This window comes from Flavobacterium sp. UBA6195, from assembly GCF_002422095.1.
Taxonomy (GTDB): Bacteria; Bacteroidota; Bacteroidia; order Flavobacteriales; family Flavobacteriaceae; genus Flavobacterium.
This window is the reverse complement of sequence record NZ_DITB01000091.1, coordinates 34,984-47,356: the sequence shown is the minus strand read 5'-3', so window position 1 is coordinate 47,356 and position 12,373 is coordinate 34,984. Positions and strand designations below refer to the sequence as shown.

The following is a 12,373-nucleotide window of genomic DNA, read 5'->3' as shown; positions in this document are numbered from 1 at the left end:
ACAAAGATATGAGCCCCGATGGGAGTGGAAATCCTTTTTGCTTTTTGTTGCCTGAGGTACTCGAAGGCAACAAAAAGCAAAAAGATTGTAGCGCACAGCGGGACTATTACTCTTTATGAAATACTAAACGGCTGCTTCTAAAAAACCTAATCGAAACGTATTGCTTTTACTGGTGAAATTTTGGTGATGATGTAAGATGGAATTAATAAAACCAACAAACAAACGATTACGGTTCCTATATTTAATAATGCGATGTGAAGTAAATTAATACTTACTGGCGCTTCGTTTACGTAATAGTTTTCGGGATTGAGTTGGATTACGCCGAAGAATTTTTGAATTAACAATAAAGAAATTGCTATAAGATTTCCCCAAAATAATCCTCGGGCGATTAAATAGAAAGCGTTGTACAGGAATATTTTTCGAACATTCCAATTGTTAGCTCCCATAGCTTTTAAAATTCCGATCATTTGGGTGCGTTCTAAAATTAGGACTAATAGTGCGACTACCATATTAATAGTAGCTACGACAATCATTACAATTAGAATAACCAAAATGTTGAAATCGAACAATTTTAGCCATTCGAAAATACTATAATACTTTTCTTCGATGGTGATACTATTATAGGTAGGCGGAATTTCTTTGTAGACCTCATCTCCTTTTTCTTTGATTTTTGAAAAATCTTCTACGAAAACTTCGAACGCACCGACATCTGTTGGTCGCCATTTATTAATGAGTTGCACGTGACGAATATCACCTATTATATAAGTAGCATCGAATTCTTGAAAACCTGAGTTGAAAATTCCGGTGATTAGGAAGTTTCTTTTATTTGGAAGTTTTCCGTTGTCTTTCATAAAAAAAGTCAGAAACTTATCTCCTACTTTTAAATGAAGACGCTTTGCTAAGTATTCCGAAATTAAAACTTCGGTATTTAGTTCGGATTTTAGATTTGGAATTTTACCATCAACCAAATATTCTTCTAAATTGGTGAAATTATAATCTTTACCAACACCTTTATATATGATTCCTTCGAAAGCTTTTTCTGTGCGAATTATTCCAGCTTTGCTTGCTACAGCTTGCACATGACTGATGCCTTCTACATTTTTGAATTTAGGGTAAAAGCTTTGCTTGATAGAAATCGGTTCAGTGGTGACTTGTGATTGATTGTCATCAAAATTAGAAATAATAATGTGTCCGTTGAAAGCCGAAACTTTCTCGCGAATTTTATCTTGAAGTCCAACACCTGTAGCCACCGCCATAATCATCATAATAATTCCGATGGCAATTGCCGTAATCGCAATTTTTATAATTGGCGAAGAAATACTACTTTTATAACTTTTAGCAGCAATTAGTCTTTTGGCTATGAAATATTCTAAATTCAAGGTTTTTATGACATCTAAATTATTTTTCAAAAGTACATTATTATTTTTTTCTTTACTAATCGTTTCGTGTGGAAGTAGCAAAAAGGCGATTCCGCAAGTAAAACCAAGCAATGATAATGTGACTTTGACTTCCACTTCAACAGATGTTGCTTTTAAAACTGGTGCCGAAAACTTTGAGAGTTATTTATCTTTATTGAAAGACAAACGTGTTGGAATTGTTACGAATCAAACAGGAATTCTTTCAAAAGAAAAACATTTGGTTGATTTTTTAATCGAACAAAACATCAAGCTGCAGAAAATTTATGCGCCTGAACACGGTTTTAGAGGAACAGCAGATGCTGGCGAATTAATCGTTGACGGAAAAGACACCAAAACAAACTTGCCTATTATTTCCCTTTACGGAAACAATAAAAAGCCAAAACCTGAGCAATTAGAAGGAATTGATATCTTGGTTTTTGATTTGCAAGATGTTGGTGCGCGATTTTACACATACATATCTTCGTTACATTATGTGATGGAAGCTTGTGCGGAAAATAACATTCCGCTTTTGGTTTTAGACCGACCAAATCCGAATGGAACTATTATTGATGGTCCAATTTTAGAAAAGGAACACAAGAGTTTTGTTGGGATGCATGAAATTCCGGTTTTGCATGGGATGACGATTGGCGAATATGCAAAAATGATTAATGGCGAAAAATGGTTGAAAGATAGTATTCAATGTGACTTGAAAGTAGCACCTTGTTTGAACTATTCGCGCGATATGAAATATAGCTTACCTGTAAAGCCTTCGCCAAACTTACCAAACGATCAATCGATTAATTTGTATGCGAGTTTGTGTTTTTTTGAAGGCACGAATGTCAGTTTAGGTCGCGGTACTGAAAAGCAATTCCAAATTTATGGTTCGCCTTTTTTACCGAAAAGTGAATTTGATTTTAGCTTTACTCCGCAACCAAATTTTGGAGCAAAAGATCCCGTTCATAATGGAAAATTATGCTTTGGAGAAGATTTAACCGAAATTAGGAAAGTGCACCGATTAGAATTAAAATGGTTATTGAAAGCTTACGAAAATACCGCAGACAAAACTGTTTTCTTCAACGATTTCTTCACCAAATTAGCCGGAACCAAAAAACTACGCGAACAAATTGAAGCCGGAATGACCGAAAAAGAAATTAGAAAAACGTGGCAAGAAGGTTTGGAGCAGTTTAAGGAAGTGAGAAAGAAATATTTGATTTACGAGTGATGATGGAAGCTGGGTGATGGAAGTTGGAAGTTAAAAAACGTGAATTTCACGAATTATCACCAATAAACTTTGAGATTCCTAACGGAATGACAAGATTGCGATAAAAACTGAACACTTTCAACTGAACACTGACCACTCATTAAAGAGGCAACTTCTCCTTCATTTTCTCCACAATATTATAAGCCGCTGGACAAATCGCAACATTAAGTAGCGTTAAATCAGTGATTTGATTGAATTTTTTTCTGTCGGTATGTGGGAATTCTCGGCAAGCTTTTGGGCGGACATCGTAGATAAAACATTTGTTGTCGCTGTCTAAAAATGTACACGGAACACTTTTTAATACATAATCGTTATCTTCATCTATGCGAAGATATTGGTCGATAAACTGCTGTGGTTTTTGACGGAAACTTTTCGAAATTCGTTCAATATCGGCCGACGTAAATAACGGCCCAGTTGTTCTGCAACAATTGGCACACTCTAAACAATCCGTTTTTTTGAATTCGGCATCGTGTAAATCTTGCATTACATAATCCAAATTCTTGGGTGTTTTCTTTTTTAACTTGTCAAAATACTTTTTGGTTTCGTTATGCGTATCTTTGGCAAGTTTTCCGAGTTCGTTTAAATTTGGCTTTAGCATTTTATAGATTTTCTTCTGCAAAGTTACGATTTTGAATTCCGAATTTAGAATAACGAATGTTGAATTTTGAAATACAAACCATGAAAGACCTTTTCGGAAAAGCTATTTTAGACTACCAAACCAATAATTCTCCCGAAGATTTAATCACCGAAACTTCTATTTCGGAAGCCGATGAAATGAGCGTTGCCTATTTGTTTCGTGATTTTAAAGACATGCCAAAACTGGAACAAAAAGCATTGCAATTAGCGAAAGGAAAAGTGTTAGACGTAGGTTGTGGAGCAGGAAGTCACGCTTTGTATTTGCAGGAAAAAGGTTTCGATGTTACCGCAATTGATATTTCGGAAAATGCAATTAAAGCTTGTGAATTGAGAGGCTTGAAAAACTGTAAAGTTTCGGATGTATTAAATTTAGATACTTCAGAAAAATTCGACACCATTCTACTTTTGATGAACGGAACCGGGATTTTCGGAAAAATGAATCAGATTCCTACTTTTTTACAAAAATTGAAATCACTTTTAAATGAAGGTGGGCAAATTCTAATTGATAGTTCCGACTTAATTTATATGTACGACCAAGATGAAGATGGTGCTTACGAAGTTCCTGCAAATGGTTATTATGGTGAATTGACCTTCACTATTCAATATAAAGGAGCAACCGAAGATACTTTTGATTGGTTATATTTGGATTATAATACGCTACAAAACGGAGCAATTGCCAATGGATTGGAATGTGAACTTATTTTAGAAGGTGAACATTTTGATTATTTGGCAAAGCTTTCAATAATATAATTTAAAGTTTTTGTTACACAAAGTACCTCGAAGTTTTTGCACAAAGTTTCACAAATAAAATATTTCTTCTTTGCGACTTAGCGAGCAAAAATTATGGAATATTCAAATATTTATGAGTCTGTAACGAAACTCTCCATTTTGGATTATTCATTACATATTCTACAATTAAAGGTGTCATTTCTTCTTTTTTGCTCCATTCGGGTTGTAAAAACAAAATCGCGTTTGGATTTACTTTTGCCGCTTGTTCTTCGGCAAAAATGAAATCATGTTTGTTATAGATGATAACTTTTAATTCGTTAGCAATATCGTAAGCACTTTGTACAGGTAATTTGTTTTTCTTTGGCGACAAACAAAACCAATCCCAAGTTCCTGAAACTTCGTAAGCTCCAGAAGTTTCAATATGTACTTTTAAATTTTGAGCTTTTAATTTTGAAGTCAATAAAGTCATATCCCAAGTCAAAGGTTCTCCTCCTGTTACCACAACTGTGTCGGCATATTTTTTGGCATTGGCAACAATCAAATCGGTATTCGTTGGTGGATGCAATTCCGCATTCCAACTTTCTTTCACATCGCACCAATGGCAACCTACATCGCAACCGCCAATTCTAATGAAATAAGCTGCTGTTCCTGTATGATATCCTTCGCCTTGAATCGTGTAAAACTCCTCCATTAAAGGCAACATTTCGCCTTTTTCAACCGCTAATTGTACTTCTTTCTGTAACATCTCAAATAAAAATAGTGGGCAAAGATACAACTTGGAAGTTAGAATTTAGAAATAAGAAGTCAGAATTTTGAAATTGTAAATGTCATTGTCCTTGAAATTTGATTGTATTTTAACTACATTTGAAATTCAAAATACATCAAAATGAGCAAGACAGAAGATTTTAGCAAACATATAAACGAAGGTTACGCTTGTAAAGGCGAATTTATCACATTAGGAGGTGGAATTTTAGATGGCGAAGCGGTTCCAAATACACACGTAAACATTCCATTAAAAACCTTAAACCGTCACGGATTAATTGCTGGAGCAACAGGAACTGGAAAAACCAAAACCATTCAAGTGCTTTCCGAACAATTATCGCAAAATGGAATTCCTGTTTTGATGATGGATATTAAAGGAGATTTCTCGGGAATTGCTATGCCTGGCGAAGAAAAATCGTTTATCACCGAACGTCATGCTAAAATTTCGATTCCTTATGAAACAAAGGGGTTTCCTGTAGAATTAATGACTATTTCAGAACAAAATGGTGTTCGTTTGAGAGCAACTGTTTCTGAATTTGGACCTGTTTTATTCTCTCGAATATTAGATTTGAACGATACGCAATCCGGCGTAGTTTCTATTATTTTTAAATATTGTGATGATAATAGTTTGCCATTATTGGATTTAAAAGATTTCAAAAAAGTACTTAATTACGCAACCGAAGAAGGAAAAGCCGAATTTGAAGCCGAATACGGAAGAATTTCAACCAGTTCAACTGGTTCGATTTTAAGAAAAATTATCGAACTAGAACAACAAGGTGCGGAATTATTCTTTGGCGAAAAATCTTTCGATATTCAAGATTTAATGCGAATTGACGAAAACGGAAATGGTTACGTGAACATCATGCGTTTGACCGATATTCAAGACAAACCGAAATTATTCTCGACTTTCATGTTGAGTTTGTTAGCCGAAATTTACAATACGATGCCCGAACAAGGCGATGCTGGTCGACCAGAATTAGTCATTTTCATTGATGAAGCGCATTTGATTTTTGACGAAGCTAGCAAGACATTATTAAATCAAATTGAAACGATTGTGAAATTGATTCGTTCGAAAGGAATTGGAGTTTATTTCATTACGCAAAATCCTATGGATGTTCCAACAGGCGTTTTGGCACAATTGGGTTTAAAAATTCAGCATGCCTTGAGAGCTTTCACGGCGAATGATAGAAAAGCCATCAAAATGACAGCTGAAAATTATCCCGACACTACTTTTTATGAAACTGATGAAGTGTTAACTTCGTTAGGAATTGGAGAAGCTTTTGTAACCGCATTAAGCGAAAAAGGAACTCCGACACCATTAGTAGCTACTATGATGCGCGCACCAATGAGTAGAATGGATGTTTTAACAGAAAGTGAAATTGAAGCAAGTATCGCAAAATCGAAATTAGCGAAAAAATATAATGAGATTGTAGACCGTGATAGTGCTTACGAAATGCTAAACAAGAAAATTACTGAAGCACAAGAAGTCGCAGCCAAACAAGAAGCCGAAAAACCAACCCGAAAAGCAAAAGAAGAACCTAGTACGGCTGAAGTAGTTGGGAAATCAATTACCAAAGTAGTTACGAGCGCTAGTTTTATTCGCGGTGCGTTTGGTTTATTAATGAAGATGTTTAAGAAATAAAGGTAAAGGGTGTTGGATGAAAGGTTTTGGGTTTAACTTATAAACTTTTAACTTTTAACTTTTAACCTTTTAAACTCAAAAATTAAGATGAAAGGATTTATTACCATAGGATTACTCATACTTTCTAATGTTTTTATGACATTGGCTTGGTATGGGCACTTAAAATTTAAAGAATTAAAATGGTTTGAAAATGCGGGATTAATAACAGTTGTCTTAATCAGTTGGGGATTAGCGTTGTTTGAATATTTCTTTCAAGTTCCAGCCAATAAACTGGGTTATGAAGGTAATGGCGGACCGTTTTCATTAATGCAATTAAAAGTAATTCAAGAAGTGATTACGTTAGTCATTTTTGTTATTTTCTCTTTACTATTTTTCAAAAACGAAACATTCCGATGGAATCATGCCGTAGGATTTTGTTTTTTAGTGTTGGCGGTTTATTTTATATTTAAGAAGTAAGACATGAAAAAATATTTTATACAAAAAGCACCATTCGTAGTTCCAACTACAGATGGAAAATTGATTGAAGAACATCACGGATTGGCAACTACAAACAATTCAGCGATTTCTATAGCGCATATGATAGCGCCACCGGGTTGGAGCGAACCTTTTCAAACTCCAGAATTTGATGAATATACTTATATCATTAAAGGGAAAAAGCAATTTATCATCGAAGATGAAACAATAGTTTTAGAAGCAGGTCAATCGATAAAAATTGAGAAAAACACACGTGTTCAATATTCCAATCCGTTTGATGAACCTTGTGAATACTTGGCGATTTGTACGCCAGCTTTTAGTATGGATGCTGTTAATAGAGAAGAATAAAAAAGAGGCGATTGCCTCTTTTCTATTTTAATAATTCTAAAATCTTATTTTCAACTTCTTCCGAATTCCAATTTTCATGAATGTTATCCATTTTCAAAACTTCTTGCATAATTTCATTTTGAAAATCACCAATCGCCATGGCTTCTGAATAAGGTTGTAAACTAAAAGTTACTCTACTATACAAAGGCATCCATTTTTCTGGATGTTTATCGGAAAACCATTTTTCGATTTTCTTTTGTAGTAAGAAATTAGCATCCGCAGTTTTTGCACTCATTTCTTCAAAATTTCTTCTGGAAAGTTCGGCAATGGCGTCTGCATTTGGCTTTCTTGAAATTTCGTAAGCTTTAAAAATTCGATCCCAATCGTCACCATGTTGTTGCATTAATTCATTCAAAATCGTGATATCTTCAAAACCTGCATTCATTCCGTGACCGTAAAAAGGCACAATCGCATGTGCTGAATCACCAATTAAAGCAATTTTATCGTTAAATGTCCATGGGAAACATTTCATAATCGCCAAATAACTGTTCGGATTTCTGAAAAAATCACGCACTAAATCAGGAATTACATCTTTTGTGTCTGGAAAATAAGTCGCGAAAAACGAAACTAATTTCTCTTCGTTAGTTAATGATTCAAACGAATTTTCGCCTTCAATCGGCATGAACAAAGTACAAGTAAACGAGTTGTCTAAATTAGCCAATCCCATCAACATGAAATTTCCTCTTGGCCAAATGTGTAACGAATGAATATCAATTTTTGGAGAACCATCCGCATTGGCAGGAATATGTAATTCTTTGTAACCAATTTTCATGAACTCTTGCGAATAATCAAACATCGATTGACGTTGCATTCTGTGTCTAATTCTCGAAAAAGCACCATCGGCTCCGAAAACTTTGTCGTATTTTAACTCAGTCCACTCGTCTTGCTCGGTTTCGCCTTCCCATAAAGTTGCAGTGGCTAAAGTTACATCCCAAATTTTACGTTCGAAAAAGAATTCCACCCCTTCAGCTTCAGCTAAATCAACCATTTTTCTATTCAAAACGCCTCTTGACAATGAAAAAATAGCTTCACCTTCTTTTCCGTAAAATTGATAATTTAGTTTTCCATCTTGTAAATGGATGGCTCTTTTATCTACTGGAATTCCGATTTTTCTAATTTCCTCATCTAAACCCACATCTTCCAATGCTTTCCAACCGCGATTTGACATCACCAAATTAATGGAACGACCCGAAAACTCAACCGTTCTAATATCGGGACTTCTGTCGAAAACATGTACTGTATGTCCGGCTCTTTTTAAATAGATTGCCAATAAAGTTCCTACTAATCCTGAACCTACAACAGCAATTTTTTGTGGCGTTTGCATGAAGACTTTTGTAAAAATTTGGACTGCAAAAATACAGAATAATAAATTTCTAAGCCCGACTTTTATTAGATTTTTGATTTTGAATTCAAATTTTGTTTAATTATTTTTAATATTAGTTAAACAAAATGTATCTTTGAATAAAAATTGCTATGAAAAAGATTACGAAAGACGAATTGTTCTATATGTCAAAAGTCCCTCGACTGAACTTAGTCAATTGTGTTACTGGTTATAAATCCGCTAATTTAATAGGAACGGTTTCAACCGAAGGCGTTTTGAATGTAGCTGTTTTCAGTAGTGTGACCCACTTAGGAAGCGAACCACCCTTGCTAGGATTTATTTTAAGACCCACAACAGTTCCAAGAGACACTTATAAAAACATAAAAGAAACCGGATATTTTACTGTAAATCATATTACCGAAGAAATGATTGCCGATGCACATCATACATCCTCAAGTTATGACGAACATATTTCAGAATTCGATAAAACGAACTTAGAACCGGAATTTATTGATGATTTGAAGGTTCCTTTTGTAAAAGGAAGTCCAGTAAAATTATTGTGCAAATATGTAAACGAGTACAAAATTAAAGAAAACGATTGTATTCACATTATCGCTTCTATTGAAACTATTTATGCGGATGAAAACCTTTTTCATGATGACAATTGGATGCAATTGGATAGAGGAAATGTAGTAGCTATTAATGGTTTAGATGGTTATGCTGTTCCGAAACTATCCGACAGATTTCATTATGCGCGACCAGATAAACCTTCAACTTCGATGTTATAATGGCGCATAAAAAAGTAAATCTTCCCGAAAAAATATGTAAAACCTGTCAACGCCCTTTTTCATGGCGCAAAAAATGGGAGAAAAATTGGGAAGAAGTTATGTATTGCAGTGATAAATGTAGAATGAATAAAAACAAATAGCATGAACGGATTAATATGGTTTAGAAACGATTTGCGCACGATTGACAATCATTCGTTGTACAATGCTTGTAGGGAAAATGAAAAAGTAATAGGAATTTATTGTTTAGATCCGAGACATTTCGAAACCACTCAATACGGTTTCAAGAAAACAGAAAAATTTAGAACTCAATTTCTTTTAGAAACTTTAGCCGAATTACAACAAAATTTAGCAGAGAAGAATATCTCGTTATTAGTTTATTACGGCTATCCCGAACAATTGATTCCAGAAGTAGCGGCAAAATATCAAATTGAAACGATTTACAGTCAAAACGAATGGACGCAAGAAGAAGTAGATGTTGAAACTGAAGTGCGAAATTTAATTCCAGCGGTGAATTGGAAAACATATTACGACCAATTTCTATTTCATCCTGATGATGTTCCGTATGAAGATTGGGAAAAGATTCCAGAAGTTTTTACAGAGTTCAGAAAACAAATGGAAAAGAAAATCCGAGTGCGACCAACCGTTTCCATCTCAGCAAAACCAATTTCTAATCTAATTGAAGAAAAAACTACTATTCCAACTTTAGAAGATTTAGGATTTGATGAGTTTAAGCAACCCAATAAAACGGCTTTTCCTTTTAAAGGTGGCGAAAATCAAGCTAAAAAAAGAATCAAAGAATACTTTTGGGATACCAAAAAACTTTCTGTTTACAAGAAAACTCGAAACGGTTTAGTTGGAAAAGATTACAGTTCAAAACTTTCGGCTTGGTTAGCAAATGGAAGTATTTCGGCTAGAATGATTTACTGGGAAGTGCAACAATTTGAGAAAAAAGTAGTCAAAAACGAAGATACGTATTGGTTGATTTTCGAATTGATTTGGCGTGATTATTTCAAGTACATTTCGCTAAAACACGGCAACAAAATTTTTCAATTGAATGGTATTTTGCAAAAAGAATACCATTGGAATCAAAATACAAAAGCTTTCAATCAATGGACAAACGGCACAACTCCGGAACATTTCGTGAATGCCAACATGATTGAAATGCAGAAAACGGGTTGGATGAGCAATCGCGGTCGTCAAAATGTAGCGAGTTATTGGGCAAAAGAAAGGGAACAAGATTGGCGCATTGGTGCAGCGTATTTCGAAAGTATGTTGATTGATTACGATGTGCACAGCAATTATGGCAATTGGATGTACAACGCTGGTGTTGGAAACGATCCAAGAGACAGAAAATTCAACATCAAGCGCCAAGCAGAAATGTACGATAGCGATGGAAAATTTCAGAAAATGTGGTTAATTCCTGAATTATTTTAAATGAAAATATTACGATTACTTTTGGGCGACCAACTCAATTCACAACATTCTTGGTTTGAAGAAATCAATCCGAATGTGATATATGTAATGGCAGAAATGCGTCAGGAAACGGATTATGTAAAACATCATATTCAAAAAGTTGCGGCGTTTTTTCTTTCCATGCGAAATTTTTCGGAAGAATTGACAAAACGAGGTCATCATGTGGTTTATTATAAAATTTCGGATGCCAATAATCCTCAGAATTTGGAACAATTGATTTTGAGTTTGGTTGAAAAGAATAAAATCGAACAATTTGAATACCAATTTCCTGATGAATATCGTTTAGATGAACAATTGAAATCTATATGCGAAAAACTTGTTATTCCAACAAAAGCGGTGGATTCCGAACATTTTTATACTTCCAGAAATGAGTTGGCTGATTTTTTCAAAGGAAAAAAGCAACTTTTGATGGAAAGTTTCTATCGTATGATGCGAAAAAAACACGATGTTCTAATGGTGGGTGATCAACCGTTAGATGGAAAATGGAACTTTGACCATAACAACCGTAATCAATATAAAAACGAAGTTCCGATCCCGTTTCCTTTGGAATTTCATAAAAATGTCAGCGAAATTGTTGCCGAAATTGAAAGTCAAAACATCACCACTTTTGGAAGTGTTGATGTAGAAAATTTCAATTGGCCGACTTCAAGAAATGAAAGTTTGCAATTGATTGATTATTTCTGTGAGCATTTGTTGGCACATTTTGGAACCTATCAAGATTCGTTGTTTAGTGGACATAAATTTCTGTTTCATTCGCGTTTGTCTTTTGCGATGAATTCCAAAATGATTAGTCCGAAAGAAGTGGTGGATGCAGTGGTTTCGTATTATTATCAAAATCAAGAAACCATTGAATTGGCGCAAGTAGAAGGCTTTGTGCGACAAATTATTGGTTGGCGCGAATACGTTAGAGGAATTTATTGGAAAGAAATGCCGAATTATGCCCAAATGAACGCCTTAGAAAACTACAATCCGCTACCTGATTTCTTTTGGACTGGAAAAACTAAAATGAAATGCATGCAACATTCGATTTCTCAAAGTTTATCGGAAGCCTATGCGCATCATATTCAGCGATTGATGGTCATTGGAAATTTCTCCTTGTTAGCCCAATTGCATCCTGATGAAGTTGATGCTTGGTATTTAGGTGTCTACATCGATGCGATTGAATGGGTAGAAATGCCGAATACACGAGGCATGAGTCAATATGCTGATGGTGGAATTGTGGCAACGAAACCTTATGTTTCTTCAGGAAGTTATATCAATAAAATGAGTAACTATTGTGGCAGTTGTCATTACAACGTAAAAGAAAAATTGGGCGAAAAAGCCTGTCCGTTCAACAGTTTGTATTGGCATTTTTTAGATGAAAAAAAACAACATTTTGCCAATAATCAAAGAATGAGCATGATGTTAGCCTTACTTAGAAAAATGAAACCCGAAGAATTAGCAGCAACAAAAGAAAAAGCGATTTCGATTTTGGAAAACATCAATAACTTATAAAAAAAACCG

13 protein-coding genes are annotated in these 12,373 nt (G+C 34.7%); 9 read left to right on the top strand and 4 right to left on the bottom strand.

Annotation, left to right across the window (positions count from 1 at the left end):
• Window positions 1–146: 146 nt before the first annotated feature.
• Window positions 147–1,379, bottom strand: a complete 1,233-nt coding sequence (locus B4I81_RS08315; protein WP_291109567.1) for an ABC transporter permease — start codon at window positions 1,377–1,379, stop codon at window positions 147–149.
• 7 nt (window positions 1,380–1,386) lie between these two features.
• Between B4I81_RS08315 and B4I81_RS08310 the strand changes: the two genes are divergently transcribed.
• Window positions 1,387–2,619: an exo-beta-N-acetylmuramidase NamZ family protein gene (locus tag B4I81_RS08310; RefSeq protein ID WP_291109565.1), complete on the top strand. Its 1,233-nt coding sequence runs from the start codon at window positions 1,387–1,389 to the stop codon at window positions 2,617–2,619.
• A 139-nt stretch (window positions 2,620–2,758) separates the two neighbouring features.
• On the opposite strand, the gene B4I81_RS08305 is transcribed toward B4I81_RS08310, so the two are convergent.
• On the bottom strand, window positions 2,759–3,256 hold the full coding sequence (locus B4I81_RS08305; RefSeq protein ID WP_291109563.1) for a YkgJ family cysteine cluster protein: 498 nt from the start codon (window positions 3,254–3,256) through the stop codon (window positions 2,759–2,761).
• Between the two features lie 80 nt (window positions 3,257–3,336).
• Here B4I81_RS08305 and B4I81_RS08300 point away from each other — a divergent pair, with 80 nt between their 5' ends.
• Entirely contained in the window at window positions 3,337–4,044 is a 708-nt protein-coding gene (locus tag B4I81_RS08300) for a class I SAM-dependent methyltransferase (RefSeq protein ID WP_291109561.1), read from the top strand.
• Window positions 4,045–4,135: 91 nt separating this feature from the next.
• On the opposite strand, the gene B4I81_RS08295 is transcribed toward B4I81_RS08300, so the two are convergent.
• Window positions 4,136–4,768: a 7-carboxy-7-deazaguanine synthase QueE gene (locus B4I81_RS08295; RefSeq protein ID WP_291109559.1), complete on the bottom strand. Its 633-nt coding sequence runs from the start codon at window positions 4,766–4,768 to the stop codon at window positions 4,136–4,138.
• Window positions 4,769–4,909: 141 nt separating this feature from the next.
• Here B4I81_RS08295 and B4I81_RS08290 point away from each other — a divergent pair, with 141 nt between their 5' ends.
• The 3 genes from B4I81_RS08290 (at window position 4,910) to B4I81_RS08280 (ending at window position 7,249) form a co-directional block, all read left to right on the top strand.
• The gene (locus B4I81_RS08290) at window positions 4,910–6,427 is read left to right on the top strand and encodes a helicase HerA-like domain-containing protein (RefSeq protein ID WP_291109557.1); all 1,518 of its coding nucleotides are present in this window, start codon (window positions 4,910–4,912) and stop codon (window positions 6,425–6,427) included.
• Window positions 6,428–6,514: 87 nt separating this feature from the next.
• Window positions 6,515–6,883, top strand: a complete 369-nt coding sequence (locus tag B4I81_RS08285; RefSeq protein WP_291109555.1) for a DMT family protein — start codon at window positions 6,515–6,517, stop codon at window positions 6,881–6,883.
• Between the two features lie 3 nt (window positions 6,884–6,886).
• Entirely contained in the window at window positions 6,887–7,249 is a 363-nt protein-coding gene (locus B4I81_RS08280) for a cupin domain-containing protein (protein ID WP_291109554.1), read from the top strand.
• A 22-nt stretch (window positions 7,250–7,271) separates the two neighbouring features.
• On the opposite strand, the gene B4I81_RS08275 is transcribed toward B4I81_RS08280, so the two are convergent.
• Window positions 7,272–8,612: an FAD-dependent oxidoreductase gene (locus B4I81_RS08275; RefSeq protein ID WP_291109552.1), complete on the bottom strand. Its 1,341-nt coding sequence runs from the start codon at window positions 8,610–8,612 to the stop codon at window positions 7,272–7,274.
• Between the two features lie 149 nt (window positions 8,613–8,761).
• Here B4I81_RS08275 and B4I81_RS08270 point away from each other — a divergent pair, with 149 nt between their 5' ends.
• The 4 genes from B4I81_RS08270 to B4I81_RS08255 are packed head-to-tail and all read left to right on the top strand — an operon-like array spanning window position 8,762 to window position 12,364.
• The gene (locus B4I81_RS08270) at window positions 8,762–9,397 is read left to right on the top strand and encodes a flavin reductase family protein (protein WP_291109550.1); all 636 of its coding nucleotides are present in this window, start codon (window positions 8,762–8,764) and stop codon (window positions 9,395–9,397) included.
• Window positions 9,397–9,537: a DUF2256 domain-containing protein gene (locus B4I81_RS08265; protein WP_133610440.1), complete on the top strand. Its 141-nt coding sequence runs from the start codon at window positions 9,397–9,399 to the stop codon at window positions 9,535–9,537. The genes B4I81_RS08270 and B4I81_RS08265 overlap by 1 nt, the downstream gene beginning before the upstream one ends.
• A gap of 1 nt (window position 9,538) precedes the next feature.
• On the top strand, window positions 9,539–10,831 hold the full coding sequence (locus B4I81_RS08260; RefSeq protein ID WP_291109548.1) for a DASH family cryptochrome: 1,293 nt from the start codon (window positions 9,539–9,541) through the stop codon (window positions 10,829–10,831).
• Window positions 10,832–12,364 (top strand): cryptochrome/photolyase family protein, encoded by a 1,533-nt coding sequence (locus tag B4I81_RS08255; RefSeq protein WP_291109546.1) that lies wholly within the window; start codon window positions 10,832–10,834, stop codon window positions 12,362–12,364. It abuts the gene before it with no gap.
• Window positions 12,365–12,373 lie beyond the last annotated feature (9 nt).

Coding starts and splice junctions, on each gene's coding strand:
- B4I81_RS08270 (WP_291109550.1), top strand. CDS start 8,762: ATGAAAAAGATTACGAAAGACGAATTGTTCTATATGTCAAAAGTCCCT.
- B4I81_RS08300 (WP_291109561.1), top strand. CDS start 3,337: ATGAAAGACCTTTTCGGAAAAGCTATTTTAGACTACCAAACCAATAAT.
- B4I81_RS08305 (WP_291109563.1), bottom strand. CDS start 3,256: ATGCTAAAGCCAAATTTAAACGAACTCGGAAAACTTGCCAAAGATACG.
- B4I81_RS08255 (WP_291109546.1), top strand. CDS start 10,832: ATGAAAATATTACGATTACTTTTGGGCGACCAACTCAATTCACAACAT.
- B4I81_RS08290 (WP_291109557.1), top strand. CDS start 4,910: ATGAGCAAGACAGAAGATTTTAGCAAACATATAAACGAAGGTTACGCT.
- B4I81_RS08285 (WP_291109555.1), top strand. CDS start 6,515: ATGAAAGGATTTATTACCATAGGATTACTCATACTTTCTAATGTTTTT.
- B4I81_RS08280 (WP_291109554.1), top strand. CDS start 6,887: ATGAAAAAATATTTTATACAAAAAGCACCATTCGTAGTTCCAACTACA.
- B4I81_RS08260 (WP_291109548.1), top strand. CDS start 9,539: ATGAACGGATTAATATGGTTTAGAAACGATTTGCGCACGATTGACAAT.
- B4I81_RS08275 (WP_291109552.1), bottom strand. CDS start 8,612: ATGCAAACGCCACAAAAAATTGCTGTTGTAGGTTCAGGATTAGTAGGA.
- B4I81_RS08310 (WP_291109565.1), top strand. CDS start 1,387: ATGACATCTAAATTATTTTTCAAAAGTACATTATTATTTTTTTCTTTA.
- B4I81_RS08265 (WP_133610440.1), top strand. CDS start 9,397: ATGGCGCATAAAAAAGTAAATCTTCCCGAAAAAATATGTAAAACCTGT.
- B4I81_RS08295 (WP_291109559.1), bottom strand. CDS start 4,768: ATGTTACAGAAAGAAGTACAATTAGCGGTTGAAAAAGGCGAAATGTTG.